The organism is Myxococcus sp. CA023 (assembly GCF_010998615.1).
GTDB lineage: Bacteria > Myxococcota > Myxococcia > Myxococcales > Myxococcaceae > Myxococcus.
On the sequence record NZ_JAAEAH010000050.1, the window covers coordinates 35682 to 59497 of the forward strand.

19 protein-coding genes are annotated in these 23816 nt (G+C 70.4%); 12 read left to right on the plus strand and 7 right to left on the minus strand.

Annotated features, from left to right (window positions below; translation table 11 throughout):
• Positions 1–15: 15 nt before the first annotated feature.
• On the plus strand, positions 16–1038 hold the full coding sequence (locus F8M74_RS22025) for an ROK family protein (protein ID WP_141607792.1): 1023 nt from the start codon (positions 16–18) through the stop codon (positions 1036–1038).
• Positions 1039–1198: 160 nt separating this feature from the next.
• Positions 1199–3100, plus strand: coding sequence for an LTA synthase family protein (locus tag F8M74_RS22030; protein WP_171410414.1), 1902 nt, complete (start codon positions 1199–1201; stop codon positions 3098–3100).
• On the opposite strand, the gene F8M74_RS22035 is transcribed toward F8M74_RS22030, so the two are convergent.
• Complete coding sequence (locus F8M74_RS22035) at positions 3054–4184, minus strand: acyltransferase (protein ID WP_141256857.1); 1131 nt, start codon at positions 4182–4184, stop codon at positions 3054–3056. The genes F8M74_RS22030 and F8M74_RS22035 overlap by 47 nt on opposite strands.
• Before the next feature lie 73 nt (positions 4185–4257).
• On the opposite strand from F8M74_RS22035, the gene F8M74_RS22040 reads away from it, so the two are divergent.
• The 3 genes from F8M74_RS22040 to F8M74_RS22050 all read left to right on the plus strand — a co-directional run bounded on the left by F8M74_RS22040 (position 4258) and on the right by F8M74_RS22050 (position 8107).
• Positions 4258–5403, plus strand: a complete 1146-nt coding sequence (locus F8M74_RS22040) for a glycosyltransferase family 4 protein (RefSeq protein WP_141256856.1) — start codon at positions 4258–4260, stop codon at positions 5401–5403.
• Positions 5404–5531: 128 nt separating this feature from the next.
• The gene (locus F8M74_RS22045; protein ID WP_141256855.1) at positions 5532–7019 is read left to right on the plus strand and encodes an MraY family glycosyltransferase; all 1488 of its coding nucleotides are present in this window, start codon (positions 5532–5534) and stop codon (positions 7017–7019) included.
• Positions 7019–8107: a nucleotidyltransferase family protein gene (locus tag F8M74_RS22050; protein WP_141256854.1), complete on the plus strand. Its 1089-nt coding sequence runs from the start codon at positions 7019–7021 to the stop codon at positions 8105–8107. The genes F8M74_RS22045 and F8M74_RS22050 overlap by 1 nt, the downstream gene beginning before the upstream one ends.
• A 323-nt stretch (positions 8108–8430) precedes the next feature.
• Here F8M74_RS22050 and F8M74_RS22055 read toward each other — a convergent pair whose 3' ends face one another.
• From F8M74_RS22055 to F8M74_RS22065, 3 genes are all read right to left on the minus strand, one after another.
• Complete coding sequence (locus F8M74_RS22055) at positions 8431–9009, minus strand: DUF1629 domain-containing protein (protein WP_141256853.1); 579 nt, start codon at positions 9007–9009, stop codon at positions 8431–8433.
• A gap of 3 nt (positions 9010–9012) precedes the next feature.
• Positions 9013–9753 (minus strand): AHH domain-containing protein, encoded by a 741-nt coding sequence (locus F8M74_RS22060; protein WP_171410415.1) that lies wholly within the window; start codon positions 9751–9753, stop codon positions 9013–9015.
• Between the two features lie 193 nt (positions 9754–9946).
• Complete coding sequence (locus tag F8M74_RS22065) at positions 9947–12706, minus strand: FG-GAP-like repeat-containing protein (protein ID WP_141256851.1); 2760 nt, start codon at positions 12704–12706, stop codon at positions 9947–9949.
• A 178-nt stretch (positions 12707–12884) separates the two neighbouring features.
• On the opposite strand from F8M74_RS22065, the gene F8M74_RS22070 reads away from it, so the two are divergent.
• The 3 genes from F8M74_RS22070 (at position 12885) to F8M74_RS22080 (ending at position 16448) form a co-directional block, all read left to right on the plus strand.
• Entirely contained in the window at positions 12885–13856 is a 972-nt protein-coding gene (locus F8M74_RS22070; RefSeq protein ID WP_141256850.1) for a nucleotidyltransferase family protein, read from the plus strand.
• Between the two features lie 103 nt (positions 13857–13959).
• Positions 13960–15258 carry a UDP-glucose/GDP-mannose dehydrogenase family protein gene (locus tag F8M74_RS22075; RefSeq protein ID WP_141256849.1) on the plus strand — a complete coding sequence of 433 codons (1299 nt, stop codon included), beginning with the start codon at positions 13960–13962 and terminating at the stop codon, positions 15256–15258.
• 2 nt (positions 15259–15260) lie between these two features.
• Positions 15261–16448, plus strand: coding sequence for an acyltransferase (locus F8M74_RS22080; protein ID WP_141256848.1), 1188 nt, complete (start codon positions 15261–15263; stop codon positions 16446–16448).
• Positions 16449–16527: 79 nt separating this feature from the next.
• Here F8M74_RS22080 and F8M74_RS22085 read toward each other — a convergent pair whose 3' ends face one another.
• Positions 16528–16818 (minus strand): hypothetical protein, encoded by a 291-nt coding sequence (locus tag F8M74_RS22085; RefSeq protein WP_141256847.1) that lies wholly within the window; start codon positions 16816–16818, stop codon positions 16528–16530.
• A 99-nt stretch (positions 16819–16917) separates the two neighbouring features.
• Here F8M74_RS22085 and F8M74_RS22090 point away from each other — a divergent pair, with 99 nt between their 5' ends.
• On the plus strand, positions 16918–17538 hold the full coding sequence (locus tag F8M74_RS22090; protein WP_141256846.1) for a hypothetical protein: 621 nt from the start codon (positions 16918–16920) through the stop codon (positions 17536–17538).
• A gap of 102 nt (positions 17539–17640) precedes the next feature.
• Positions 17641–20259, plus strand: coding sequence for an O-antigen ligase family protein (locus F8M74_RS22095; protein ID WP_141256845.1), 2619 nt, complete (start codon positions 17641–17643; stop codon positions 20257–20259).
• 21 nt (positions 20260–20280) lie between these two features.
• On the opposite strand, the gene F8M74_RS22100 is transcribed toward F8M74_RS22095, so the two are convergent.
• The gene (locus tag F8M74_RS22100; RefSeq protein WP_171410515.1) at positions 20281–20817 is read right to left on the minus strand and encodes an aminoacyl-tRNA deacylase; all 537 of its coding nucleotides are present in this window, start codon (positions 20815–20817) and stop codon (positions 20281–20283) included.
• 147 nt (positions 20818–20964) lie between these two features.
• On the opposite strand from F8M74_RS22100, the gene F8M74_RS22105 reads away from it, so the two are divergent.
• The gene (locus F8M74_RS22105; protein ID WP_141256843.1) at positions 20965–21696 is read left to right on the plus strand and encodes a TIGR02269 family lipoprotein; all 732 of its coding nucleotides are present in this window, start codon (positions 20965–20967) and stop codon (positions 21694–21696) included.
• Between the two features lie 31 nt (positions 21697–21727).
• The gene (locus tag F8M74_RS22110) at positions 21728–22453 is read left to right on the plus strand and encodes a double-CXXCG motif protein (RefSeq protein ID WP_141256842.1); all 726 of its coding nucleotides are present in this window, start codon (positions 21728–21730) and stop codon (positions 22451–22453) included.
• A gap of 28 nt (positions 22454–22481) precedes the next feature.
• Here the strand turns inward: F8M74_RS22110 and astB are convergent, their stop codons facing one another.
• A complete protein-coding gene (gene astB, locus F8M74_RS22115; protein WP_141256841.1) occupies positions 22482–23804 on the minus strand; it encodes an N-succinylarginine dihydrolase in 1323 nt (440 codons plus the stop codon).
• Positions 23805–23816: the final 12 nt, after the last annotated feature.

The following is a 23816-nucleotide window of genomic DNA, read 5'->3' on the forward strand; positions in this document are numbered from 1 at the left end:
CTGGGGAGGCGTGTCATGCGGGAGGCGAACGCGGTGGGCTCGCGAGGGAAGGCGGCGGAGTGCGACACCCTGGAGTGCTGGGGCGGCGTCGACCTGGGCGGGACGAAAATCGAGGCCGTGGTGGTGGACCGCGCCGGTACCGTCCTGGGGAAGATGCGCCAGCCCACGCCCGCCGACGGCGAGCCCGGCGACGTGGTGCGCGCCATCCACGACGCCTTGGAGGGCGCGGCGCACGCGGCGGGCCTGACGTCCCGTCAGCTCCTGGGGGTGGGCGTGGGCGCGCCCGGCGCGGTGAACGCCAACGAGGGCACGCTGGGACATGTCAGCAACGTGGGCCGGGGCTGGAGCACGCCCTACCCGGTGGCGGGGGACCTGGGCGCGCGGGTGGGCCGGCCCGTGGTGCTGGGCAACGACGTCCAGGTGGCGGTGGCGGCGGAGTACCGGCTGGGCGCGGGCCGCGCCTATCGCTCCCTGTTGGGCGTCTGGTGGGGAACGGGCGTGGGTGGTGGGCTGGTGCTGGATGGAGTGCCTTGGCGAGGCCGGGGCGCGGCGGGCGAGGTGGGCCACATGGTGGTGAAGCCGGGCGGGGCCCGTTGTGGTTGTGGCCGGCGCGGCTGCCTGGAGGCCTACGCGGGCCGCGCGTCCATGGAGCGCCGAGCGCACAAGGCCGTGCGCCAGGGCGAGACGACGATTCTCTTCGACTTGATGCGGAAGAAGGGCCGCACCCGGTTGACCAGCAGCATCTGGGCTCGGGCGCTGGCGCAGGAGGACGCGCTGGCCACGTGGCTCATCGGCCGCGCGGTGCGGATGCTGGGCGCGGGGCTCGCCTCCGCCATCAACCTGCTGGACGTGGAGGCAGTCGTCCTGGGCGGAGGCCTGGGCACGCGGCTGGGGCCCGAGTTCGCCGGCCGCATCCACGAGGCCATGCGCCCGCACATCTTCGTCCCCGAGCGCCAGCCGCCCGTGCGCGTCGCGGAACTGGGAGAACTTTCCGGTGCCATTGGCGCCGCGCTGCTGGCCCAGCCACCCATGAAGTGAGCCTGGGTACACGGGGCATGGGGCGCTCCGCCGGACGCCCGCCCGCACGCAGTGTGGCAGGCGACAGAGACCCGACCCCAGGCGCATGGAACGCCCAGGGGCCTGTCAGGTAGTCTCCGCGCCCTCCCGCTCCTTGGTCGGCTCCTGGAGGCACCTGTCGTTGGCACGTCGCGCACGGATTCCCAAGACCTTGTTCTTCCAGCGGCCCCCCTCCAACCTGTGGCCGTTGGTGGGCGTCATCCTGGCCTCGGCGGTGCTCGTCGGGGCCATGGAGCTGACCATTGCCGTCTTCTCGTCCGCGGGCCTGGAGGGCATCACCCAGCGCAACGTCTACTCCATGCTCCTCAGCGTGGGCGTCATCTCCGCGGTGACGGGCCTGCTGTGGGCGGTGACGAACCGGGTGGGAATCTCGGGGGCCCTGGTGGCGGCGGCGATGCTCTTCACCGTCACCCTGCACATCCGGAAGGTGCAGCTCATCGACCGGCCGCTGATGCCCTGGGACTTCCTGGAGTGGCGGCAGGTGACATCGCTGGCGCCCACGCTGCTGCCCGGCGGCGGCGCGGTGGCGGCCATCGGCTCGTGTCTGCTGCTGGTGGTCATGCTCGCCGTCATGTGGCGCGCGGTGGCGCGCGGCACGCCCCGGTACCCGTTGCCCAAGGCCGGACGCCGCAACCTGGCGCTGGCGGCGGTGGCGTACCTGCTGGTCATCATCTTCCAGCAGCACCTGCCCGTGCGGCGCGTCTTCAACCGCTTTGGCATCTACGACCAGGTGTGGGACCAGCGCTCCAACTTCCAGATGAACGGGCTCACGCTGATGATGCTCTGGAACTGGGAGGGCCTGCGGCTGCAGCCGGGCAGTGAGTATTCCCAGGCGCAGGTGCACGCGGCGCTGGGCGTCCCTCCGGGCGTCGTGCCGGCCGCGCCCAAGGAGCCGGTCGACGTCGTCGTCTTCATGGCCGAATCGCTCTGGGACCCGACGCGGCTGGGCATCCCCTTCAGCGAGGACCCGCTGCCCTTCGTGCGGTCGCTCATGGGGAACCACAGCTCGGGCAACCTCATCAGCCCGGCCTTCGGCGGGGGCACGGCCAACGCCGAGTTCGAGCTGCTGACGGGCATGTCCTCGTCGTTCGCTCCGGACGGCGCGTTTCCCTACCAGCACTACGTGATGCGGCCCGTGGACGCGCTGCCGTCGCTGTTCCGCCGCGCGGGCTACCAGACGCTGGCCATCCACCCGTTCCACTCGTTCTACTGGAGCCGCGACGTGGTGTACCCGTTGCTGGGCTTCGACACGTTCCAGTCGCTCACGGACTTTACTTCCCCCCGGCTCGAAGGGCCCTGGGTGTCGGACGAGGAGGTCGTCGACCACATCCTCCACGAGCTCTCCGACGAGCGTCAGCCGCGGTTCATCATGGCTGTGACGATGTCCACCCACGGGCCCTACAACCTGCCGCTCACCGGCGAGGAGCGGATCGAGGTGCAGGGCGAGAAGCTCTCGCCGGACAACCGGCTGCTCTTGAAGAACTACGTGCACAAGCTGCGGCAGATGGACTCGGCCGTGGAGCGGCTGGTGCGCAGGTTGGAGGCGCGCAAACGCAAGACGCTGCTGGTGCTCTTCGGGGACCACCTGCCGATGCTGGGCTCGGACTACGCGACCTATCGCGAGGCCGGCTACTTCCAGGAGCCATGGACGGACGCGCAGCGCGAGCGCATGGCGGAAGTCCCCGTCGTCCTCTGGACGAACTTCCCCGTGCCCCGGCAGGACATCCACCTGAGCATCAGCATGCTCACCCCGCGCATCCTCGAGACGGCGGGGCTGCGGCCTCCGGGCTTCTTCGCCTTCGTCTCCGAATTGTCCAAGGTGCTGCCCGTGGTCCGGGGAGACCTGCTGCGCAACGCCTCCGGCGAATACCTGCCCGCGGGCGACAAGGTCCCCAAGGCCCAGGAGCCGGGCTCGTGGGAGGACTGGATGCGGCGCTACCGCCTGCTCACGTATGACCGGCTGGCGGGCGACAACTTCAGTGCGGCCCAGCCGGCCGGGACGGCGTCTTCGGAAGCGCTGTGACGGAGGCCGCCGGACGCCTCACCCACGCGGGGAGCCTGTCCTTGCGCCGCAAGGCGGGCTGCTCCACCCACCGCCACGACAGCGTCGCCAGCAGCAGCACACAAGGGAATGCCACCGCCGCGTTCACCCACCACGCCGTGGGCCCGCCCAGCAGGGTGGTGACGGCCTGCTGCACGGGGAATGCGTAGAGGTAGACGCCATAGGACAGGTCGCCCCGGCGCCCGAAGTCCGCCAGCGCCCCCATGGGCCGGAAGGCGAGGTACAGCACGACGTATCCGCCCAGCAGGCCGGTTGCGATGCGGCAGCCGTATCCGAGCCGGGCCGTGATGAGCCACCCCACCACGCACGCCGCCGCCACCCAGGGGCTCATGCGCACGTGTTCGCGCCACTGGTACAGCGCCACGCCGCCGCCGAAGTACAGGTACAGCTCCGGCCAGAAGCCCAGCCGTCCGGTGACGAAGGTGGCCACCGCCGCGCCGACGAGGCCGAAGATGACCATGCCCTTGCGCAAGAGCCCCGTCAGGCCCAGGCCCAGCGTCAGCAGATAGAAGCCGACCTCGTACTTCAGCGTCCACAGCGAGCCGTTGACGGCGTGGGGGTAGGCGTTCACCTCGAAGACGCCCGGCAGGTGCCACTGGGGCCAGTTCAGGGCGAAGTTGCCCAGCAGGTACAGGGCCGTGTCCGGGGCCGTGAAGTAGTCACCCAGGGACAGCCGGGTGAAGGCTGGCCCCAGCACCCCCACCGTCAGCAGCAGCATGGCCCCCAGCCCGGGGAAGATGCGCAGCACCCGGGCCCAGATGAAGCGCGCCGCGTCGGGCGTCCGCTCCCAGCTCCGGGTGATGAGCACGCCGCTGATGATGAGGAACACCGCGACGCCCAGCCGCCCCAGGGAGAACTGTCCCCGGGTGAAGGACTCCAGCGGCTCCACCGTCCCCTTGCCCTCGCCCAGGGGGAAGGCATGGCTGAGCAATACGCACGCCGCCGCGGCGAAGCGCAGGAAGTCCAGGTTGTTGCGACGCGAGTCGAGGCTCGCCTGCAACGTGGGAGCGGAAGGCCGGGGCATGGGTATGGGGAACGGTGCCATTCTCGCCCACGCCGCTCATCCATGAAAAGCAGGCAGGCCACCTCCGGGTGTTCTAGAAGTCCGCCACCTTCCCATGCGCATCCTGCTTGGCATCCACCATCCCCTGAACCCGGACATGGGGGCGCCGGGGGTGACACTCGCGCTGGGCCATGCCCTGGCAGCGCGGGGCTGCCAGGTGGACTACTTCAGCTACGACGACGCCTATCCCGGTCTGCGGCACCATACGACGGTGCACGAGCTGCGGTTCCCCTGGAAGCTGACCGCGCACCTGCTGCGGGCCGCGAGCCGGTACGACGTGCTGGACATCACCACCGGGGATGCGTGGCCCTGGATGCGCTTGGGCCGTCCGGGGGCGCGGGCCCGCCATGCCCTGGTGACGCGCAGCCACGGCCTGGAGCACACCTTCTCCGAACAGCTGCGCGCCGACGCACGTGCGGGGCACCTGGCACTGAGCTGGAAGTACCCGCTGTACCATGGCGGCTATCGCCTCTGGGAGGTGCGCCAGACCCTGCTGCGCGCGGACCATGCGGTGCTGCTCAACACGCAGGATGCCGCCTACGCGACGGAGCGGTTGGGCGTGCCCGCGCGTCAGGTGAGCGTCATTCCCCATGGGTTGGATGTGGCCTTCCAGGGGCTGCCTCCGCCCACGCCTTCCGCGCCCGGTGCGCCGCTGCGGGTGGCGTGTGTTGGGAGCTGGCTGGCGCTCAAGGGGCGCGCGGAGATGGTGGCCGCCGCCACCCACCTGCATGCCGAAGGCGTGTCCTTCACGCTGACGTTGTATGGCACGGGCAACCCGGAGGCGGAGGTGCTGGCGGCGTTTCCCGCTGGGGCGCGCGAGCACGTGCGCGTGGTGCCTCGTTATCCACGCGCCGAGCTGCCGCGCCTGCTGCGGGACGAAGAGGTGCTGTTCTTCCCCAGCCATTCGGAGGGCTTTGGGATGGCGCTGGTGGAGTCGATGGCCAGCGGGCTCACGCCGGTGTCGACGCCGGTGGGCGTGGCGCCCCAGGTCGTGCGTGACGGCGAGACGGGGTGGTTGGTACCTATGGGAGACGTCGCTGCGCAGGTGGCGGCGCTGCGCTCGCTGGCGGAGGATCGCGCTCGCCTGCTCCGGTTGCGTGAGGCCGCGCAGGTCGCGGTGCGGGACATGGCGTGGCGGGACATCGCCGCGCGCACGTCAATCCTTTACGAGTCGCTTCTCCGCTCGCCGCGGACCGTCTAGAAAGGACGCTTGCCTGGTCGGACGGCAGGCGGACGCAAGGGCCCAGTGCTTCACAAACCCATCGTACTCCCGCGTGCATTGACGCGTGGAGCCACCGGCCGCCACGATGCGCGGACGGTGCACGCCCCATGATTACGCTTTTGGTCGCCTTCTTCGTCTCGCTGCTGGTGGCACTGGCGCTGACGCGGCTGGTGCGTGATAGGGCCCTGGCGTGGGGATGGCTGGACCAGGCGAATTCCAGCCGGAAGGTCCATGTCCGGCCGATTCCCCGGCTGGGCGGGGTGGGCATCGTCGGTGGGTTCTTCGCGCCGCTGTGCGCGTTGTTCCTGGTGGACTCTGGCGTGGGGTACCACTTCCGCTCCCACACGGAGCTGGTGGCGGGCCTGTTCCTGGGCGGCGCGGCGATTGTGGCGCTGGGCCTCTACGATGACCTGCGGGGCGCGGGCGCCCGTCTGAAGTTCGCTGTCCAGTTCGCGGTGGCGTTCGGCTTGTATGCCATGGGGTTCCGCATCGACGTCATCGCCAACCCGTTCGGCCCGGAGTTGGTGTTGGGCGCGTTGAGTCTGCCTTTCACCGTGTTGTGGGTGGTGGGCGTGGTCAACGCGCTCAACCTCATCGACGGCCTGGATGGGCTCGCGGGCGGCGTGGCCTTCTTCGGCGTCGGCACCAACTTCATCCTCGCGCTGTCGCGAGGCGACGTGCTGCTGTCATTGCTGATGGCGGCACTGGCGGGCGCCATCCTTGGGTTCCTGGTGTTCAACTTCAACCCGGCCTCCATCTTCATGGGGGACACCGGGAGCATGTTCCTGGGCTTCGTGCTGGCCGCGGTGTCCATCAAGACGAGCACCAAGAGTGGCACGGCAGTGGCCATGCTGGTGCCGGTGATGGCGCTGGGGCTGCCCATCATTGACACACTGCTGGCCATGGTGCGGCGCTCGCTGCTGGGGCGGCCGATGTTCAGCGCTGACCGGGAGCACATCCATCACCGGCTGATGAGCCACCTGGTGCTCAGCCACCGCGCCACCGTGCTGGTGCTGTATGGCTTGTGTGGCCTCTTCATGCTGGTGGCGCTGGCGCTGAGCTTCGCCAGCAGCGCGCAGAGCGCCGTGCTGCTGTGTGGCATGGGCGTGCTCATCGTGTTGCTGATGCGGCGGCTGGGCTACCTGGACCTGGGCCGCGCCAGGGACATGCACCAGGTACGTCAGCGCAACCTCTGGTTGCGGACCATGGTGAAGGACGTCACCCGCGCGGTGCGAGCGTCGCCTTCGCTGGAGGCGGTGTGGGACGCGGTGCGCCCGCTGGCGGATGCCCTGGGCCTGTCGCGCCAGGAGCTGCACTTCCAGCGCGTCCGTCCCACGGGGCTCGCGGACAACGTCGTCTTCGAAGCCCAGCGGCCCGCGGGATCGGGGATGCCATTCGAGGTCCGCATCACCCTTGAGGTCGACGGCGAGGTGCTGGGCGCGATGCTGCTGGTGTGGCGGGATGGCCGTGCCGCCATCAACCGCGATGAGGAGCTGGCGCTGGAGCAGGTGGCGGACGCGGTGGCGGAGAGCGCCGGGCGGCTCCGGCCCCGGGCCGACGCCGAGCCTGGACGCCTGGTCGCGATGAGGAAGTGATGCCAGACGGGCACGCCGTGCCGCGCACCCGTGAGCAGACTTTGACGCCCGGGGGCGCGAGCGCGCTCCTGGCCTTGCTGCGTGCATGGCCAGACGCCCCCTTGGGCGCGCCGCCGGATGGCGTGGACGCGGAGGCGCTGGTGCGCGCGGCGGTGCGCCACGGGCTGGTGGGCTTCGTGGCGCACGCGGTGGGACGGGCGGGCTGGGTGCTGCCCGAGTCCACGAGCGCGTCCCTGCGCCGGGAGGCCCTGGGGAACGCGGCGCGGGCGCTGCGCGTGAAGGCACTGCTGCTGCGAAGCCTGGACGCACTTGCGACGGTGGGGCAGGTGCCGGTGCTACTCAAGGGGTACGGGCTGGCGCTGCGGCTGTATCAGGACCCGTTGCAGCGAGCCACCACGGACGTGGACCTGCTGGTGGCGCGCGACGCCGTGGAGGCCTCGGTTCAGGCCCTGGGCGCAGTGGGGCTGAAGCCCAGACATGCGGACGCGGCCCGGCATGAAGAGGAGGACTCGCACCACCTGGAGTTGGCGGGGCCCATGGGGTTGGTGGAGCTGCATTTCCGCGCGCTCGCGGGGTGGGGCGAGGCGTTGGAGGGAGACGCGCTGCTGGCGCGAGCGGAGGCGGGGACGGTAGAGGGGCGGGCCGTGCGCTGGCTGCGGCCCGAGGACGAGGCCGTGTACCTGGCGCTGCATGCGAGCAACCACGCGTTGCAGCGGCTGGCGTGGCTGTTCGACTTGAAGCTGCTGGCGCTGTCTGGCGGGGGGCTGGACTGGCGAACCGTGGCAGAGCGCGCGCGGGATACGGCCTTTCCACATGCGGTCTGGTACGCGTGGGACGCGGCGCGGCGGCTCCTAGCCGCGCCGGTGCCGGACAGCCTGTTGAAGGCCCTGGCGCCTCCCCGTTGGCAACGGCTCCTGGCGCGGCGCTTCTTCTCCGCCGAGCGGCTCCTGGCCGCGACGCTGCTGGACAGCCGGGCCGTATGGATGGCTGCGAAGGTGCTGCTGGCGCCACGGGCCAGCTCCGTGGCGCGGTATGGCGTGCGCCGCGTGCGCAATGCAGTGCGTGCCAGGCTTCGCGGCCCGGGCTGAGCAGCGTCTCGGAGCCGCGCGAGTGCGAATCATCCGGGGTTGGGATTTGGCGATGTACCGCCGGACCCGGTTGCCGCACGGACACAGGAACTGCACGCGCTTCGAGCGCAGGGGGAGGCCAGCGGCCCGGTCGGGCTCATGATGGCGGGGCTGGCCATTGAGAGCGGCATGGTGTTTCAGGCCACCTCCTGGTCCGTGGCCATGCTGAGCGTGCGGAGTGGCGGCCCCAAGCCCTGGACGGCAACCACTGCGAGGCCGCAACGCGCGCCATGCTTTCAGGTGAGGGAGGACTGATACCGGCACCTGCGCGCTGGTCGCCTTCGTCAGTGGAACGCCGCCGAGTCGCCCCACTCCGTCACGGGGATGAACCGCAGTCCTTCGGGCGGAGGCGTCAGGGAGAGCACCCGCTCCACCACCGTGCGGTGAAAGAGATGAACCACGGACTCGGCGAGCCGAAAGGCCAGCCGCTCTTCGAGCGGGACCTCCCCAAGGACCTCTTCATCGAGCACCAAACGCTGGATATCCAGCACGTCGCCGTCATCCGGGTCCACCGTCAGCTCCGAGCGCTCACGGTCAACACACGCGATGCGGCGCCACATGTGGACGAGCCAGTAGGTCAAGGTTGCGTCGCCCACCTGAACTCCAGCCGCGACGAGCTGCACACCATGGAGCCGCGCCTCGTCGAGCACCACCTTGACCCTGGGGGACACGACGGGGTCGGGCAGACTGTGGTGGTCCACCATGACGGGCCTGGGGGGAACCGGCTCACCCAACATCAACTGCACGGGCTCCGTCACCTCCACGGGGCGGCCCTTGAGGAACGGGCGGTAGCTCTGCGCCCACGCCAAGAGAGGGTGCTGCTGGGAACGCGCCCGCATCAATACGAAGTAATCGTCCTGCATGGCCTACGCTCCGACTTGAAGTTCCCGTCGCTGGAGAGGCTTCCCCGTCTCCGCGTGCCTATGCCCATGTTGGCGCTTGCGCGGGCATGCCCTTCTCGGCTTGTCCTGAATGCTTGCGACTCCTGCGCAGCCCCTCCCCTCCGGAAGGTAGTCCAGCCCGTCAGTGGTGAGCGTCCACTGGCCGCTCATCAGCTTCCCCAGAATCTGCTGGCTGATTCTGTCCAGCTTGCGAGTGAGCGCCTCCTGCTGGGCACAGCACGAGCCACTCTCCACCGCCTCCGCGACTCGTCTCAGTTGGCGTTTCACGGCCTCGGGGTACGCCAGGTCCATGTCAAAGGCCCATCCCCCAGAGTGAGGGCCTTTGTGGACTGGCACGTAGAGCTCGCACGCCACCGCCATCACCATGGGAAGCATGACGCCATTCTCACGCCTGTTGATGTCGTAGCCGAAGTCCCGGCAGATACGCGCCCAGGCCTCGTCATCGGCCATGGCTTCCGAGCAGATGAGGTGATGGGCGGCAATGGACCAGCCACCGGTGTACCAGGGGTGCTCGCTGGCCTCTCTCCCCGCCAGGATGTTCTCACGCAATTCGAGGGAGTTGCCCAGGTGCGAGCCCCACTGGGCGGCGAATTCGTGCCACGCCTTTCCGCAGTACTCGCAGGGCGGCCGCGGTGGCGGCTTCGGGCCGTCCCCGGGCTTCGATTTTAGGAATCGGACACGGGCTCCGCGGATGATGACGGGCATGCCTGGGAGCAGACACCCGCTCCGCCGTCTAATGAATGGCACGCGAGCGCAAGCGAACGCGCATTTTTCTACAGGACGCCCTGCGCCCACGTAGCCGCGTGAGGCTTCCTCACGAAATTGAAAACTCCACGGGCGGCGATAGCGACAGCGGGTGACCGAACCTGCCGGTTCAGCCCGCCGTCGCCCCTTCACCTCACGGGCACAGCGGGCTGCCGCCCAGTCCCGGTCCGCAGCCCTGGCCCACGCAGTACTTCGGCCCGCTGTCGTGCACCTGCTGGCCGGCCGAATCGCGCGGTACCTCCATGGTGCAGCGTCCGTCGGCCCGGTTCCCGGACGGGTCCTCCACCACGTAGTGCACCGTGTAGACGCGGCCATCCCCGGTGTCGTCGCGCTCTGCGCGCAACTGGATGGAGGTGGCATTCACCCGCACGTCGATGTCGTCGCAAGTGGCGCCGTCGCAGATGCCCGCGACGTCCTCGGACTCATCCGACGTCACCCGGACGATGCGGCCGTACCGCTCCAGCGACAGGTCTCCCATGCACGCGTCCTTCGCGGGCGCCGCGCACTCGGCGAGCGTCACCGTGCGGTACTGGTGGTCCGCCGGCCACAGCCGCTTGCCCAGGGACGCGCCGGGCACGGGCGCCCGCGTGTCCCGCACCGTCACGGAGAAGGCGCAGCCGCACGCGTTGCCGGAGCCATCCACCGCGTTGCAGTCCACCACCGAGCGCCCCAGCGGGAACCGGGAGCCATCCGGCGGCGTGCACGTCACCGACACCGGCCCGCAGTTGTCCTCCGCCCGAGCGGTGTAGGTAGCCCGCGCGCCGCCCGCCACGCACTCCAGCACCTGCGGCGCCGGGCAGAGGATGGACGGCAGCGTCGTGTCCACCACCTTCACCGTCGCCTGGCACACCGCGCTGTCCTCGCCGTCGTGGGCCGTCAGCGTCACGGCATGCCGCCCCAGGCCGAAGGGCCCGGGCGCCGTCTGCGTCAGTGTGAAGGGGCCCGGCTGTCCGTCCGGGTCATGGCTGCCGTGGTCCACGTTGGCCGACGCGCGGCACTGCGCGTCCGCCTCCACGACGACGTCCCGGCACAGCGCCACCGGAGGCTCGTTGGGCGCGCACGCCAGCTTCAGCTGCGCCGACGCGACGTTGTTGTCCTCGCGGCACTCCTGCTCACGTCCCGTGCCGGTGCCGTCGTCATCCACCACCGCGTAGACCAGCACCCAGCCACTCTCCGGGGTGTTGAGCGCCAGCTCCACGGTCGCCTGCGCGCCCGCCTCCAGCGTGTGCGCCACGGTGGCCACGCCCAGGAGCGTGCCGCTTTCGCCCACCGCGTCCTGGTAGAAGGCCACCTGGACCCCCGCCGAGGCCGCCGAGTCCCCCTGGTTGCGCACCCGCGCGCCGAGCGTCACCGCGCCCTCGCCCGTGCAGGTGGCCGTCACCTGACCGATGGCGAGGTCCGGCGCCGCGAAGGGCCGCACGGTGCCCGTGCCCTGGCTGTTGGTGCGGAAGGTGTTGAGCCCCGGCGCCAGCCAGTTGCTCACCGGACGCGCGGGCAGGGTGCCGTCGTCATTCACATTGGTGACGGAGTAGGCGTGCTGGTTCCAGATGCGCCGCGTGTTCACCCAGCCGTCCTTGCGGTCCCGGTACACGCGGATGCCCTGGAAGTCGCCGTAGCCGCAGGCCGTGTTCTGCGCGACGATGATTTCGGCGTTGCCATCACCGTCCACGTCCGCGACCACCGGATTCTCATACGCGGTGCACGAGCTGTGCGGCGCCTCGAAGCGGACCTGACCCGTCACGCCGTCGTAGATGCGCAGCGCCGTCTCGTCCGCGTAGACGACCTCGGCGCGGCCATCGCCCTCGAAGTCGAAGGTGGAGGAACCCGTGCGGTTGGAGCTGTGGTCCTGCGTGGGGCTCAGCCACTTCACCGTGCCGTTCGACTCGAACACGGCGTAGTGGGACGCGCCTGCCACGCCAATCTCCGGCTGCCCGTCCCCGTCGAAGTCCGCGATGTTCGGCGGTCCGCCCACGCCGCCGCCCAGGTGCTGCACGGTCCACTTCACCTTGCAATTCGCGTCCATCAAGGACACGTGGCCGTCCCACACCACGACGATTTCGCCCTCGGGGCCCGCGTCGAAGTTGCCCACGCCCGCGAGCCCGTGGCCCAGCTCCGCCGCCTTGCACTTGAGCGTGCCGTCATGCCGGTAGATGGCGCGGCCATTCACCACCTCCTGGAGCCCGTCCCCGTCCAGGTCCACCGCGAACGCCAGCGGTCCGGTGTCGTTGGCCGGGCTGCCCGCGCCATCGCTCCCCACCCACCGGAGCGTCCCGCTGCTGTCGTAGACGTGGTTGCCGGCGATGATTTCCACCGAGCCATCCCCGTCCAGGTCGGCCAGGGACACGCCGCCCCAGTCGAGCGGGGGCCCGTCCGCGCGGAACTTGAAGGCGCCGGTGTGCTCGAAACAGATGATGCCCTGGGCGCTCTCCGGCACGGTGCACAGCTCCACCTTCCCGTCGCCGTCGATGTCGCCCGCGGCGACGCTGGCCGAGCCCCGGGTGCGGTACGCCGGGGCCGTCACCGCCCACAGGTCCGTGCCGTCCGCGCCGCTGATGGCGCGCAGCACGCCGTTCGTCTTGAAGTTCCAGCCCTCGAAGCTGTTGAACACCACGTCGGGGACGCCATCCGCGTTGACGTCCACCACCACGGGCGTGGCCTGCGCGTTGGTATGCGTGGGCATGAGGGGGCTGGCCGTCCACGCCCACTCCACCTCGGGCTCGAAGTGGGGCTCGAAGGGTGGCCGCACCTCGCACCGGGCCTCCGACTCTACCGCCGTGGTGTTGTCGAATGCCGGAGGTTCCTCGGGTGTCGTGCCTGTGCACGCCACCCATCCGAGCGCTCCGAGCGTGAGCCAACGGCCCGGACGCCCGTCCGACCATCCCTGCTGCGACATGCCGCCTCCAAGAAAGCCTGCCCGGCCCGCGACGTACCGGGCGGCCCAGGTATTCACTCGGACCGGTTTGGGGACCCACCCTGGAAGGCCGCCCAGTGCCGGCTGTTCACCCCTGCCGCCCGGGCGTGACGTCATCCGGACGTTGCAGGCCATGCGTCCGGACCGTTAAAGGGGGCCCATGTCTGCCGGTCTTCTCAATACCTTCCGAGTGCTCTCTTCGTTCGACCCGCCGCGTGGCGCGCTTCGGGGGGCGCCCTGGGATGAGTATGTGGACTGGGCCATCATGCAGGGCCTGGCGCCCCTGGCGGCCTACAACCTGGAGTACCGGCTGGGCGCGGGCAACGCGCCGGAGTGGGCGCGGGACAAGCTGCTCAGCATCTACCAGGGCTCCGTCAACGACAACGTGATGAAGCTCGTGAACTTCAAGCGCATCGTGGGCGCGCTGGAGGGACGCAAGCTGGTGCTGATGGGGGCCGCGTCCTTCGCGGACTCGCTCTATCCGCACGTGGGCTTCCGCCCCGTGCCGGAGCTGCAAATCCTGATGAAGCGCCTGGACGTGGACGGCTTCTCGGGCTTCCTGTCCCACCACGAGTTCGCCCCAGAGCCCGACACGGAGAACAGCGGCGCCGCGAAGGTGGTGTCCGACGGGCGCACGGTCATCCTGCTCTATTCGGACGTGCTGGGCCCCCAGCGCCGCGAACAGACGGCGGGCATCCTCGAGCGGGCGAAGCCCATGCGCGTGTATGGCTCCTCGCTCTATCGCCCGGAGCTGGAGGACGCGGTGCTGCTGGTGGCGCTGGAGCATGCGCGCCATGGGTACGCGGTGCCGTGGTTGTCCTTCATCGACCTGCGCGAGCTCGTCACCGGCGCGAAGTGGATGGGCGGCGTGTACTCGCGTCCGTTGGATGTGCCGGTGCTGCTGGCCCGGGCCGCGGAGTGGCGCCTGGAGCGGGCCCTCTACACGTCCCTGTCGATTGTGGCGCGCTTGTTCCCGGACGCCGCCGCGGACGCCACCGCCGCGCTGCCGCCACTGCGCCGGGCGACGCGGGAGCTGCTGGAGCGGACGGTGGTGGGTCCTGTATGCACCCCCGGCCGGACCTCGGCCCTCAAGGGGATGGAACGGGTTCGCCGCCTGCTCACGGGCCAGTAAGCCCGGCTGCACGCAGAGGAGCCCCGGTGACGGGGATGGGCTTTCTTTCGGACTCCCTCCCGGCGTATGAGTCCATCAAGAGACATTCACTGGGGCTCCCTCAATGCGTATTGCCATCATCGGAACCGGCTACGTCGGCCTGGTCGCGGGCACCTGTTTCGCGGACTCGGGTAACGACGTCACGTGCGTGGACATCGACGAGCGGAAGATCCGCATGCTCCAGGCGGGCGAGGTGCCCATCTACGAGCCCGGCCTGGAGGAGCTCATCAAGAAGAACGTGCGCGAGAAGCGCCTGTTCTTCACCCGGGACCTGACGGAGGCCGTCACCAACGCCCAGGTCGTCTTCATCGCCGTGGGCACGCCGGAAGGTGAGAGCGGCGACGCCGACCTCCAGTACGTGCTGGCCGCCGCCGAGCAGATTGGCAAGGCGATGAAGCAGTACACGGTGGTGGTGGACAAGAGCACCGTGCCGGTGGGCACCGCGGACAAGGTGCGCGAGGCCATCCGCAAGGTGACGGACATCGAGTTCGACGTCGTCTCCAACCCGGAGTTCCTCAAGGAAGGCGCCGCGCTGGACGACTTCCTCAAGCCCGACCGCGTCGTCATTGGCGTGGACTCCGAGCGCGCCCGCAAGGTGATGGCGGACCTGTACTCGCCCTTCGTGCGCACCGAGAACCCGGTGCTGTTCATGGACACGCGCTCGGCGGAGCTGACGAAGTACGCGGCCAACGCGATGCTGGCCACGCGCATCTCCTTCATGAACGACATCGCCGCGCTCTGCGAGAAGGTGGGCGCGGACGTGGATTTCGTGCGCAAGGGCCTGGGGTCGGACAAGCGCATCGGCTATCCGTTCCTCTTCCCGGGCGTGGGCTACGGCGGCTCCTGCTTCCCCAAGGACGTGAAGGCGCTGGTGGCCACCGCGCGTGACTACGGCCTGGAGCTGGACCTGCTGCGCGCGGTGGAGCGCACCAACGAGCGCCAGAAGAAGCTGCTGGTGAACAAGGCGGCCAAGCACTACGGCTCGCTGGAGGGCCGCAAGTTCGGCGTGTGGGGTCTGGCCTTCAAGCCGAAGACGGACGACATGCGCGAGGCGCCGTCCATCGAGGTCATCGAGGGCCTCATCGGCAAGGGCGCCCAGGTGATTGCGCACGACCCGGTGTCTCCGCACACGGCCAGACGCGTCTTCGGTGATCGCATCCGCTACGCCTCCGTGCCCTATGAGGCGCTGGAGGGCGTGGACGGCCTCTTCGTGGTGACGGAGTGGAACGAGTTCCGCCACCCGGACTTCGAGCGCATGAAGACGCTGATGAAGTCGCCCGTCGTGTTCGACGGCCGCAACGTGTACGACCCCACGCGCATGCGTGAGCTGGGCTTCACGTACTACGGCATCGGCCGGCGGTAGCGGTGAGTGGGAGCAGGGCCCTCGACGCGCTGACGGGGCTGCGCTTCGTCGCGGCCCTGCACGTCGTGTCGTTCCACTTCGCGGCGCCGTGCCTGGGCACGGCGCCGGAAGCGCTGCGCGACTGGGTGGGCGCGGGCTACGCCGCGGTGGGCGTCTTCTTCGTCCTGTCCGGCTTCGTGCTCGCCTGGAACTACCTGGACGCGGACGGGCGCATGGAGACGTCGCCCAGGGCCTTCTGGGCCGCGCGCGTCGCCCGCGTGTACCCCGTCTACGTGCTGACGTTCCTCCTGTCCGCGCCCACCACCATCGCCGCGTCCGTGGCGGACAACGGCTGGAAGGTGGCCGCCGCGAAGCTCGCGGTGGGCGGGGGGGTGACGCTGGCGCTGCTCCAGGCCTGGGTTCCCCGGCTCGCGCTGTACTGGAATCCGCCGGGCTGGTCCGTGGCGGTGGAGGCCTGCTTCTACGGCCTCTTTCCCCGGCTGGCGAAGGGGCTGCCCCGGCTCAAGCCCGCGTGGCTCCCCGTGGCCCTGGGCGGCGCGTGGGTGCTGGGGTTGCTGCCGCCGCTGCTGTACCTGGCGCTCCTGCCGGACGGCCCGGGCCCCGTGGACGTGCATGCGTCGGGGCCCTGGCTGATGGCGCTCAAGTTCAACCCGCTGGCGCGGCTGCCGGAGTTCCTCTTCGGCGTCCTGCTGGGCTGGTGCTTCGTGCGCGAGCGTGCGACGGGAGGGGTGAAGGGCTCCGGCGCTGTGCTGGCGGCGCTGGGGACGGCGCTGCTGGTGGCGGCGGGCGCGGCGGGCTCGAGGGTGCCGTACCCGCTGATGCACAACGCCTTGCTGGCGCCCGTGTCGGGGCTGCTGGTGTACGGACTGGCGCGGGGTGGAGGCGCCCTGGGCTGGCTGCTGTCACGGCCCACGCTGGTGAAACTGGGGGGCGCTAGCTACGCGCTCTACCTGCTCCAGTACCCGGTGTCGGAGGCGGCCAAGGGCCTGGGGGCTTGGGTGTCGCCCTGGGTGGAGCTGCGCACGCCCGAAGGGCTGCTGGCCACCGTGTTGCTGCTGGGCGTGCCCGCGTCGCTGTGGGTGCACCGCGCCGTGGAGACGCCGCTGCGCTCACGCGTCCGCGCCGCGCTGACGCCCTGGGTGGAGGGTGCGCCGCGCGAGCCCGTGAAGCCGGTGGAGTCGGGGACCTGAGCGGCGGGCTGGCGCCGTCAAGCGAGACGGGCGGCGTCCGGGGCACAGGCGCCCGGAGCCTCCGGTCGGGTGTGCCGCCTCAGCGGGAGAGGCCGCAGGCGCGCTTGCCTTCGTCGGTCTCGATGGCGCGGCAGTCGCAACCAGCCAGGCGCTCCTCGCACACGGCCTCGTCCTCGGCGGTGGGCTCCACTCGGTTCTCCTCCTGGGAGGCGCGGCGGAGACACGCCTCCTTCTCCACCGAGTTGATGGAGCAGTCGCACAGCTTCTCAGACAGCTCGCGGCAGGCGCCCTTGCAGCCGGTGAGGCTGGACAGGGCGGAACAGAGGAGGGCGGCGGTGACGATGAAGCGGCGCATGGCTGCGGCGAACATGCCAGAAGGTCCCCTGGATGCAAGCTGGCTTCGAGTCCTTCGTGCCTGGGCGGATGCTAGGGTCGCCCGGCTGCTCCTCACCTGGGGGAAACGCCACACATGTTGTCAATCGTCGCCGCTGCGCTGCTGGCCACCGCGTCCACTTCGACGTCCCACTCACTTCTGACGTCCGTGTCCGAGCGGCCCGTGTCCGCCCGGCTCCTCGTGGCCCAGGCCCCGGCGGAGGAGGCGCCGGACGTCTCTGGGACGTCCACGCCGCCGCCCCTGCCGGTGGACCTGGACGCCCGCGCTCGTGAGCTGACGCAGCAGATCGCGATGCTCCAGAGCGAGATTCGCTCCGTTGACACGAACTGGCCCGCGGGGTCGTTGGTGATGGCGTACTCGGGTTACGTGCTGTCCCCGCTGCTGCTATTGGGCATTCCCCTCATCATCGTCGGCATGAGCGCGTCGAATGACGACGACGCCGGCACCTTGCTGGCCCTGGGGGTGGGCACGACGCTGGGCGGAGTCGCGGGGGTGGGGCTGCTCATCGCGGGCGTCGTCACGGGTTCCAAGCAAGCGGGTATCAACCGGGCCCACCGGGAAAGCCTGGTTCGCGAGCGCATCCGCCTGGAGGATGAGCTGCGCGACGTGAAGGCCCGCCGGGACGCGCGAGGGGCCATGCAGACGCGGCAGTGGACGCCGCGCGCTGGCATCCCGCTGGTCGCCTTCGCCTTCTGATGTCACCTTTCGCGCACGTCCGGTCTGCTGGCGGCTCGTCCTGGAAGCGGGGGGACGGGCGAGGGGCGCGGGTGCTGTGATACTCACCCGGCCAATCCCCGCATGCCCCGCGCTTCCCGCAGTGCCTCTCGATTCACCCTGTTCGCCGAGGCGGCGCTGGCGGCGCTCGTCGTGGTGTGTCCGCTGGCGTTGGGCGGCGCCGCGGGGTGGCTGCTGGGGCCGCTGGTGCTGTTGTCCGGCGCCGCGGCGGTGCTGGCGGCGATAGGGGCGAAGCGGCAGGGCCAGTCGCTGCGCGTTCCGCTGCTGGCAGTGCCCCTGGCCATGGGGGCGGGCCTGTGCGCGGTGCAACTGGTGCCTTTGCCGGACGGTGTCCTGCGCCTGCTGAGTCCGGAGGCGGCCGCGCTGCGGGAGTTCGCGCTGGTGCCGCTGGGGCTGGAGCGGGCGCGGCCGGTGTCGCTGGACCCATCCGCCACCTGGCGCGAGCTGGCGAAGCACCTGGCCTACCTGCTGGCCTTCCTCGCGACGGTGCAGGTGAGTCGCTCGCGGGGCAGCCGGGAGCGGTTGCTGGCGGCGGTGGTCTTCACTGGCGCGGGCCTCACGGTGGTGGGGCTGGGCCATGCGTTGCTGGGCGTGAAGTCCCTCTTCGGGCTGATGCACTGGATGCACGCGCGGCCCACGCTGGTGACGCCCTTTGGCAACCCGAACCACCTGGCCGGCTTCCTCGCGCTGGCGTCCACGCTGGGCGTGGGGCTGGCGCTGACGCGCGGACATCAGTCGCGGGCGTTGCCATACGCGCTGGCGGCGGGCGTGTCGGGGTTGGGCGTGGTGCTGTCGCTGTCGCGCGGAGGCATTGCCTTCTTCGCCTTCGGACAGGCGCTGCTGGCGCTGTTCCTGCTTCGCAATCGACACGCGTCCAGTGAAGGGGCGCCCCCGGTATGGGCCCGGAGCGCCGCGGCGCTCCTGGGGCTGCTGGGCGTGCTGATGGTGGGTGCGTACACGGCGGCGGACGGCCTGTGGGCGGAGGCGCGCACCGCGGACAGCGTGGAGAAGCTGCGCCAGTCCAAGGTGGCGCTATGGCCGATGCTGGCGGACGCCGCGCGGGCGTTTCCCATGCTGGGCATGGGGCGCGGCGCCTTCGAGGCGGCGTTTCCGCGCTACCAGTCGGAGCCCAATCCCAACACCTTCACGCACCCGGAGAACGCGGTGTTGCAGGTCGCGGCGGAGCTGGGCGCGCTGGGGCTGGTGCTGCTGGCGGTGGCAGTCTGGGGTTTCTTGCGGCTGCTGCGCCGTGAGGGGCTGGAGACGGTGGACCTGGCGGCGCTCGCGGGCGTGGCGGCGCTGGCGCTGCACGACCTCTTCGATTTCAGCTTGGAATTGCCCGCGTCCGCGGTGGCGGCGTTGGTTGCGCTGGGCGCGGTGGCGCGTCCCCGGGAGCGGGCCGTCGAGGAGAAGGCGTGGTGCGCGCGGCCCTCGGGCGCGGTGCTGGGGACGGGGCTGGCGCTCACTGCGGTGGCGCTGGTGGCGCTGGTGCCCGGCCGTCATCGCCTGGGCGACGCGGAGGCGGAGCTGGCGCGGCTCATCACGTCGGGGGCATCCGCGCGGGAGGTCCACGTGCGGGGACTGGCCCTGGTGGACCGGCACCCCTCGGACTACCTGTTGTACCGGCTGGTGGCATCGGCGCACGCGGCGCGAGGGCGTGAGGGGGCAGGGGAGGCGCTGGCCCTGGTCAACCGGGCACTGTACCTGGCGCCGTTGGATGCCAGCTCCCACCGGGTGGCGGCGCGGGCGCTGCTGGCGTTGGGCCGGAGCGCCCAGGGCTTCCTGGAGTACCGGCTGGCGCACGAGGCCGGGGATGCCACCGTGCTGCTGGGCGAGGCCCTGCCGCAGGCGGAGACCCTGGCCTCGCTCACGGTGCTGACGCCGCGCTCACCGGCGACCGCGGTGCGGCTGCTGGATGCGCTGGCCAACACGCCGGGGCGGTTGGCGCTGGCGCTGGAGTACTCGGGCTGGGCGCGGGAGCACTTCGCGGGGCAGCCGGAAGCCGCGGCGCTGTGGGCGCGCGAGGCCCGGTTGCGAATCCTGCGAGGGGACCTGGAGACGGCGGAGGCCGCGCGGGCGCAGGTGGAGCGCCTGGCGCCGGACGCGCTGGACACGCACCTGCTGCGCGCGGAAGTGCTGCGGGCGCAGGGGAAGCGGGAGGAGGCCCTGCATGCGTTGGAGCGGCTGTTGGCGCGCTTCCCGGGCAACGTGGCGCTGTCGTTCCAACTGGCCGCGCAGCAACTGGACGCGGGGCTGACGCGGCGGGCGAAGGACACGCTTCAGGCGCTGGCGCCCTTCATCACGGACTACGCCCAGCGCGCGCGGTTGCTGGCCATGGAAGCGGCGTGCCTGGAGCGCGAGGGGTTGCTCTCCCACGCACTGGAGCGGCGGCAGACTGCGGCCCGGCTCGCGCCTGGCGCGGATGCGTTCTTCGCGGTGGCTCGGACCCAGGAGGCGCTGCGTCGCTATGACGCGGCGGCGCGTTCGGTCCACGAGGGCATGCGGCATCTTCCCGTGGGCGCGCGGGCCGAGGCACGGGCCTGGGTGTCACGGCTGGAAGGCGCGGAGCGCGAGCGCGTGGATTCGCGGCGCAAGACGCTGTCGGAGGACCCGCGCGCGGCGGAACTGGAGCACCTGCTGCGCGGCCCGGACGTGGATGGCGAGGCTCGGGACGCGCACTAGGCGCCCGGGCCTCGCTCCGGTTCAGACGTGGGCGTGTACCTCCTCGCGGGGATGGCTGTGCGCGCCGGTGTTGCTGGCGGCCTGGAGTTGCTGGTCCTTCTCGATGAAGGAGGCCACCAGAGGCCACTCCAGGGTGGCGAAGTCCTGGAAGCGCAGCTCGAGTGACTCTTCGTGGGAGCCCGCGCGGAAGAGCAGCCGTTCCGCCAGGCTGAGGGATTCATCAACGGCGACGGGCACGCCGTAGAGCTCACCAAAGGGGGGCTCTGCGCCCACCTCGCAGTCGGGAAAGTGGCCGGAGAATTCCGGCTCGGTCGCGAGGCGGACGTGCCGGGCACCCAGCATGTCTCGGACCTGGTTCAGGTCGACGGTGCCCGCCGCGGGGACGACGACAATCCATGGCTGCCGGTCCGCCATCACGATGACGGACTTGGCCACGCGCCAGCCGGAGACGTGCAGCGACTCGGCCACTTCTTGAGCGCTGACGGCACGCGGGTGCCAGTACCGCTCGAAACGCACCCCGTTGCGGCGCAGATAGTGCTGTATCGCTTCGGGAATCATGGGGAAGCTCACCTCCTCTAGAAAGAAGGTGATGCCCGCCAGCGCGTCCGACCACGGGCTCCTGCCACACTCGGGCTTACAGCCGACCACGGAGCGCCTGGCCGCCCGTGCGTAGGGCAGCCGGGCGTTCGGATAGACTGAGCCGCCATGAACGGGTCGCTACGGCTCCTGACGCTCTGCTGCCTCCTTCTGGGCGTGCTCGCGTGCAGTACAGCGTCCCCCGTGATGCGTGAGTGGGAATCCGCGAAGTGGCAAGCGGATGTCGACGGGTGCAGCGCATCGAGCGAGCCGCGCTGCATCGTCCTGGTTTGTGATGAAGGTGATTGCGGCCTCTTCCGGTGCGAGGACGTGACGGACGACGTCGTAACGCATGCGCCGACGGCAGGGGCGGTCGAGAAGGCGACGGGCAGCCCCGCTTTCCGTGGGACGGGCACCTACCGAAACTGGTGGCAGCGCCGTACAGGGATTCGAGGGGACGCACGGCCTCTCGCGACGGCGCCGCTGGCGCGGCGCTCTCCCGTCTTCATCCCCGCGATACCCCGACCGCACGGAAAGCTCATCAAACATCACCTCTTTCCACAGGAACCCCGGCTCGCGGCGTGGTTTCGGGCGGCAGGCATCGACATCCACCAGTTCACCCTGGTCGTCCCGGAGCACGTTCACCGGCAGATTCACAGCGGGAAGGGCATGGGGCCGGGAGGGGCGTGGAACAACGCGTGGCGGCAGTTCGTGGTGGCCAATCCCCGGCCCCCCTCGCGGGACGTCATCATGCGGCATGCAGTCGAGCTCGCCTTTCGCTTCGAGCTGTCGGGCCCGGTCGTGCCCTACAACATGCCCATCACGCCTGGAATGCGTGGGCCCCGGATAGAAGCCCTATGAAGGCGATTCTCATGAGAAGGAGTGAGAGGGCGTGAGGTTCTACCGAGTCGAAGCGAGCACGACGTCGCGCTTCACGGGCGACCTGAGCCGAGCCGCGCACAAGTGGGGCCTCCCGGGTGTGGAACCCTGCACTGAGTGTGGAGTCGGCGGCGGCTGGGCGGGCGTGCAATATCCGGGGGTCGACCTGTCGAGTTTCTCGACGGCCGAGTTGAAGCCGTTCTCCGACCCCTGGCCCGTCCCCTTCGAGGTCTTTGCCCAACTGCGCGAGCGTGTCAGGCCCCTGGTGCCCGAGGGCGCGGTCCTGGAGCCCGGAACCCGGCTCGGCCCCCTGACAGGCGCGGCGACAGGGGCATTCGGTCAGCTCGCATTGCAGGACTGGACGCTCGTCATTCGCGACGAAGCGCTGGCGGTGTTGCAGGGCGAAGGCGTCCGGGGACTCACCGGGTGTCGTCTCGACGTGACCTTCCGAGGGAAGAACCCTCCGGTGCTCCGCGAGTTGCAACTGGCGCTTCATGGCCGGCTGCATCCCGACTGCTTCGTGCATCCCCGTGCGCCCACCTGCGCGAAGTGCGGAAGCGAGGCCAGTGAGCGCCTGCCAGATACATACTGGCTCGCGCGGGAGACGCTACCCGCCGAGGTGGACCTGTTCCGGCTGAGGGATTACCCCACCCTCGTCATCGCGACCGAACGCATGGCGGTCGCGGCAGACCGACTGAAGCTGGAGGGCGTCACCTTCCAGCCCCTGGACGCGCGCTGAGCTGGAAGCCCAGCGGCCGTTGTACGCCTCAGCGTTGGAAGTCGTAGACGCTGCCCAGGTTGAGAATCCGGGTCAGCTCATCCAGTGCCGTCATCGTCTCCCGCGCCAACTGCGGGTCCTGCAAATCCTTGGGCCGCAGCACCTCGCGGTAGTGCCGCCGCACCCAGCCGGCCAGCGAGTCATGCAGCGCGGGCGTGTAGAAGACGTCCGCCTTGATGGCCCCGCGCTCCTCGTCCGTGAGCCACACGCGCTGGCGCAGGCAGGCCGGTCCGCCGCCGTTGTTCATCGACTGGCGCACGTCCAGGTAGTGCACGGCCTTCACCGGCGTGTCCTCGGCCACCACACGCTCCAGGAACTGCCGCGCCGCGGGCGTCTCCCGGCTCTCCACCGGCGCCACAATCGCCATGGTGCCGTCTGGCAGCGTCAGCACCTGCGAGTTGAACGGGTATGCCTTCACCGCGTCCTTCGTCGGCAGCTCTGCCTTCGTGGCCACCACCGCGCGGAAGTCCTGCCCCAGCTTCTCGCGCAGCACCGCCAGGAGCCCCGCGTGGTCCACGAAGGCCAGCTCGTGCAGCATCAGGAACCGCTCGTTGCCCACCGCCAGCACGTCCGTGTGGAAGGCCCCCGCGTCGATGCCCTCGGGGTGCTGCTGCGGGAAGAGCACCGACTTCGCGTCCAACCGGTGCAGCCGCGCCAGCGCCTGGCTGGCCTCCAGCGTCTGCCGCGCGGGGAAGCGGCTGGGCCCCTGCACGTCCTGCCACGCGCTGCGGCCCCAGGCGAGCAGATGGACGCCCGCGTGCCCGGGCGTGGCGAGCCGCGTGTGGTTGGCCGCGCCCTCATCCGCGAAGTGCCCGCTGCCCGGCAGCGGTGCGTGCACCGCGAAGTACTTCTCATTGGAGAAGATGGCGCGCAGCACCGAGTGCGTCGTCTCCGCCTCGATGGCCCGGTGGTACATCTGCGACAGGTTGGCCGGCGTCAGGTGCACCCGGCCATCCGCCGTGTCCGCGCTGGGCGCCACCGTGGCCGCGTTGGCCGTCCACATGGAGGACGCGCTGGACGTCAAGCGCAGCAGGTGCTCGGCCTCGCGCGCGGCCCGGGTGATGACCTCCTCGTCCGAGCCCGTGAAGCCCAGCGCCCTCAGCGCGTGCAGGGACGGGCGCGGCTGGGGCGGCAGCACCGCCTGTCCCACCCCCAGGGCGGACACGAAGCGCATCTTCTCCAGCCCCTGGAGGGCCGCGTCCCGGGGGTGGCTGGGCTCACCGACATGGCTCTGCGACGCCAGGTTGCCGGGCGAGAGACCGCCGTAATTGTGGGTGGGCCCAACGAGCCCGTCGAAGTTGTATTCGCGCATGGGATATTGAAC

What these genes read in the sequence shown, in the direction of transcription:
- F8M74_RS22025 (WP_141607792.1), top strand. Translation starts at nt 16, where the DNA reads ATGCGGGAGGCGAACGCGGTGGGCTCGCGAGGGAAGGCGGCGGAGTGC.
- F8M74_RS22035 (WP_141256857.1), bottom strand. Translation starts at nt 4,184, where the DNA reads ATGGCACCGTTCCCCATACCCATGCCCCGGCCTTCCGCTCCCACGTTG.
- F8M74_RS22040 (WP_141256856.1), top strand. Translation starts at nt 4,258, where the DNA reads ATGCGCATCCTGCTTGGCATCCACCATCCCCTGAACCCGGACATGGGG.
- F8M74_RS22045 (WP_141256855.1), top strand. Translation starts at nt 5,532, where the DNA reads ATGATTACGCTTTTGGTCGCCTTCTTCGTCTCGCTGCTGGTGGCACTG.
- F8M74_RS22050 (WP_141256854.1), top strand. Translation starts at nt 7,019, where the DNA reads ATGCCAGACGGGCACGCCGTGCCGCGCACCCGTGAGCAGACTTTGACG.
- F8M74_RS22055 (WP_141256853.1), bottom strand. Translation starts at nt 9,009, where the DNA reads ATGCAGGACGATTACTTCGTATTGATGCGGGCGCGTTCCCAGCAGCAC.
- F8M74_RS22060 (WP_171410415.1), bottom strand. Translation starts at nt 9,753, where the DNA reads ATGCCCGTCATCATCCGCGGAGCCCGTGTCCGATTCCTAAAATCGAAG.
- F8M74_RS22065 (WP_141256851.1), bottom strand. Translation starts at nt 12,706, where the DNA reads ATGTCGCAGCAGGGATGGTCGGACGGGCGTCCGGGCCGTTGGCTCACG.
- F8M74_RS22070 (WP_141256850.1), top strand. Translation starts at nt 12,885, where the DNA reads ATGTCTGCCGGTCTTCTCAATACCTTCCGAGTGCTCTCTTCGTTCGAC.
- F8M74_RS22075 (WP_141256849.1), top strand. Translation starts at nt 13,960, where the DNA reads ATGCGTATTGCCATCATCGGAACCGGCTACGTCGGCCTGGTCGCGGGC.
- F8M74_RS22085 (WP_141256847.1), bottom strand. Translation starts at nt 16,818, where the DNA reads ATGTTCGCCGCAGCCATGCGCCGCTTCATCGTCACCGCCGCCCTCCTC.
- F8M74_RS22090 (WP_141256846.1), top strand. Translation starts at nt 16,918, where the DNA reads ATGTTGTCAATCGTCGCCGCTGCGCTGCTGGCCACCGCGTCCACTTCG.
- F8M74_RS22095 (WP_141256845.1), top strand. Translation starts at nt 17,641, where the DNA reads ATGCCCCGCGCTTCCCGCAGTGCCTCTCGATTCACCCTGTTCGCCGAG.
- F8M74_RS22100 (WP_171410515.1), bottom strand. Translation starts at nt 20,817, where the DNA reads ATGATTCCCGAAGCGATACAGCACTATCTGCGCCGCAACGGGGTGCGT.
- F8M74_RS22105 (WP_141256843.1), top strand. Translation starts at nt 20,965, where the DNA reads ATGAACGGGTCGCTACGGCTCCTGACGCTCTGCTGCCTCCTTCTGGGC.
- astB (WP_141256841.1), bottom strand. Translation starts at nt 23,804, where the DNA reads ATGCGCGAATACAACTTCGACGGGCTCGTTGGGCCCACCCACAATTAC.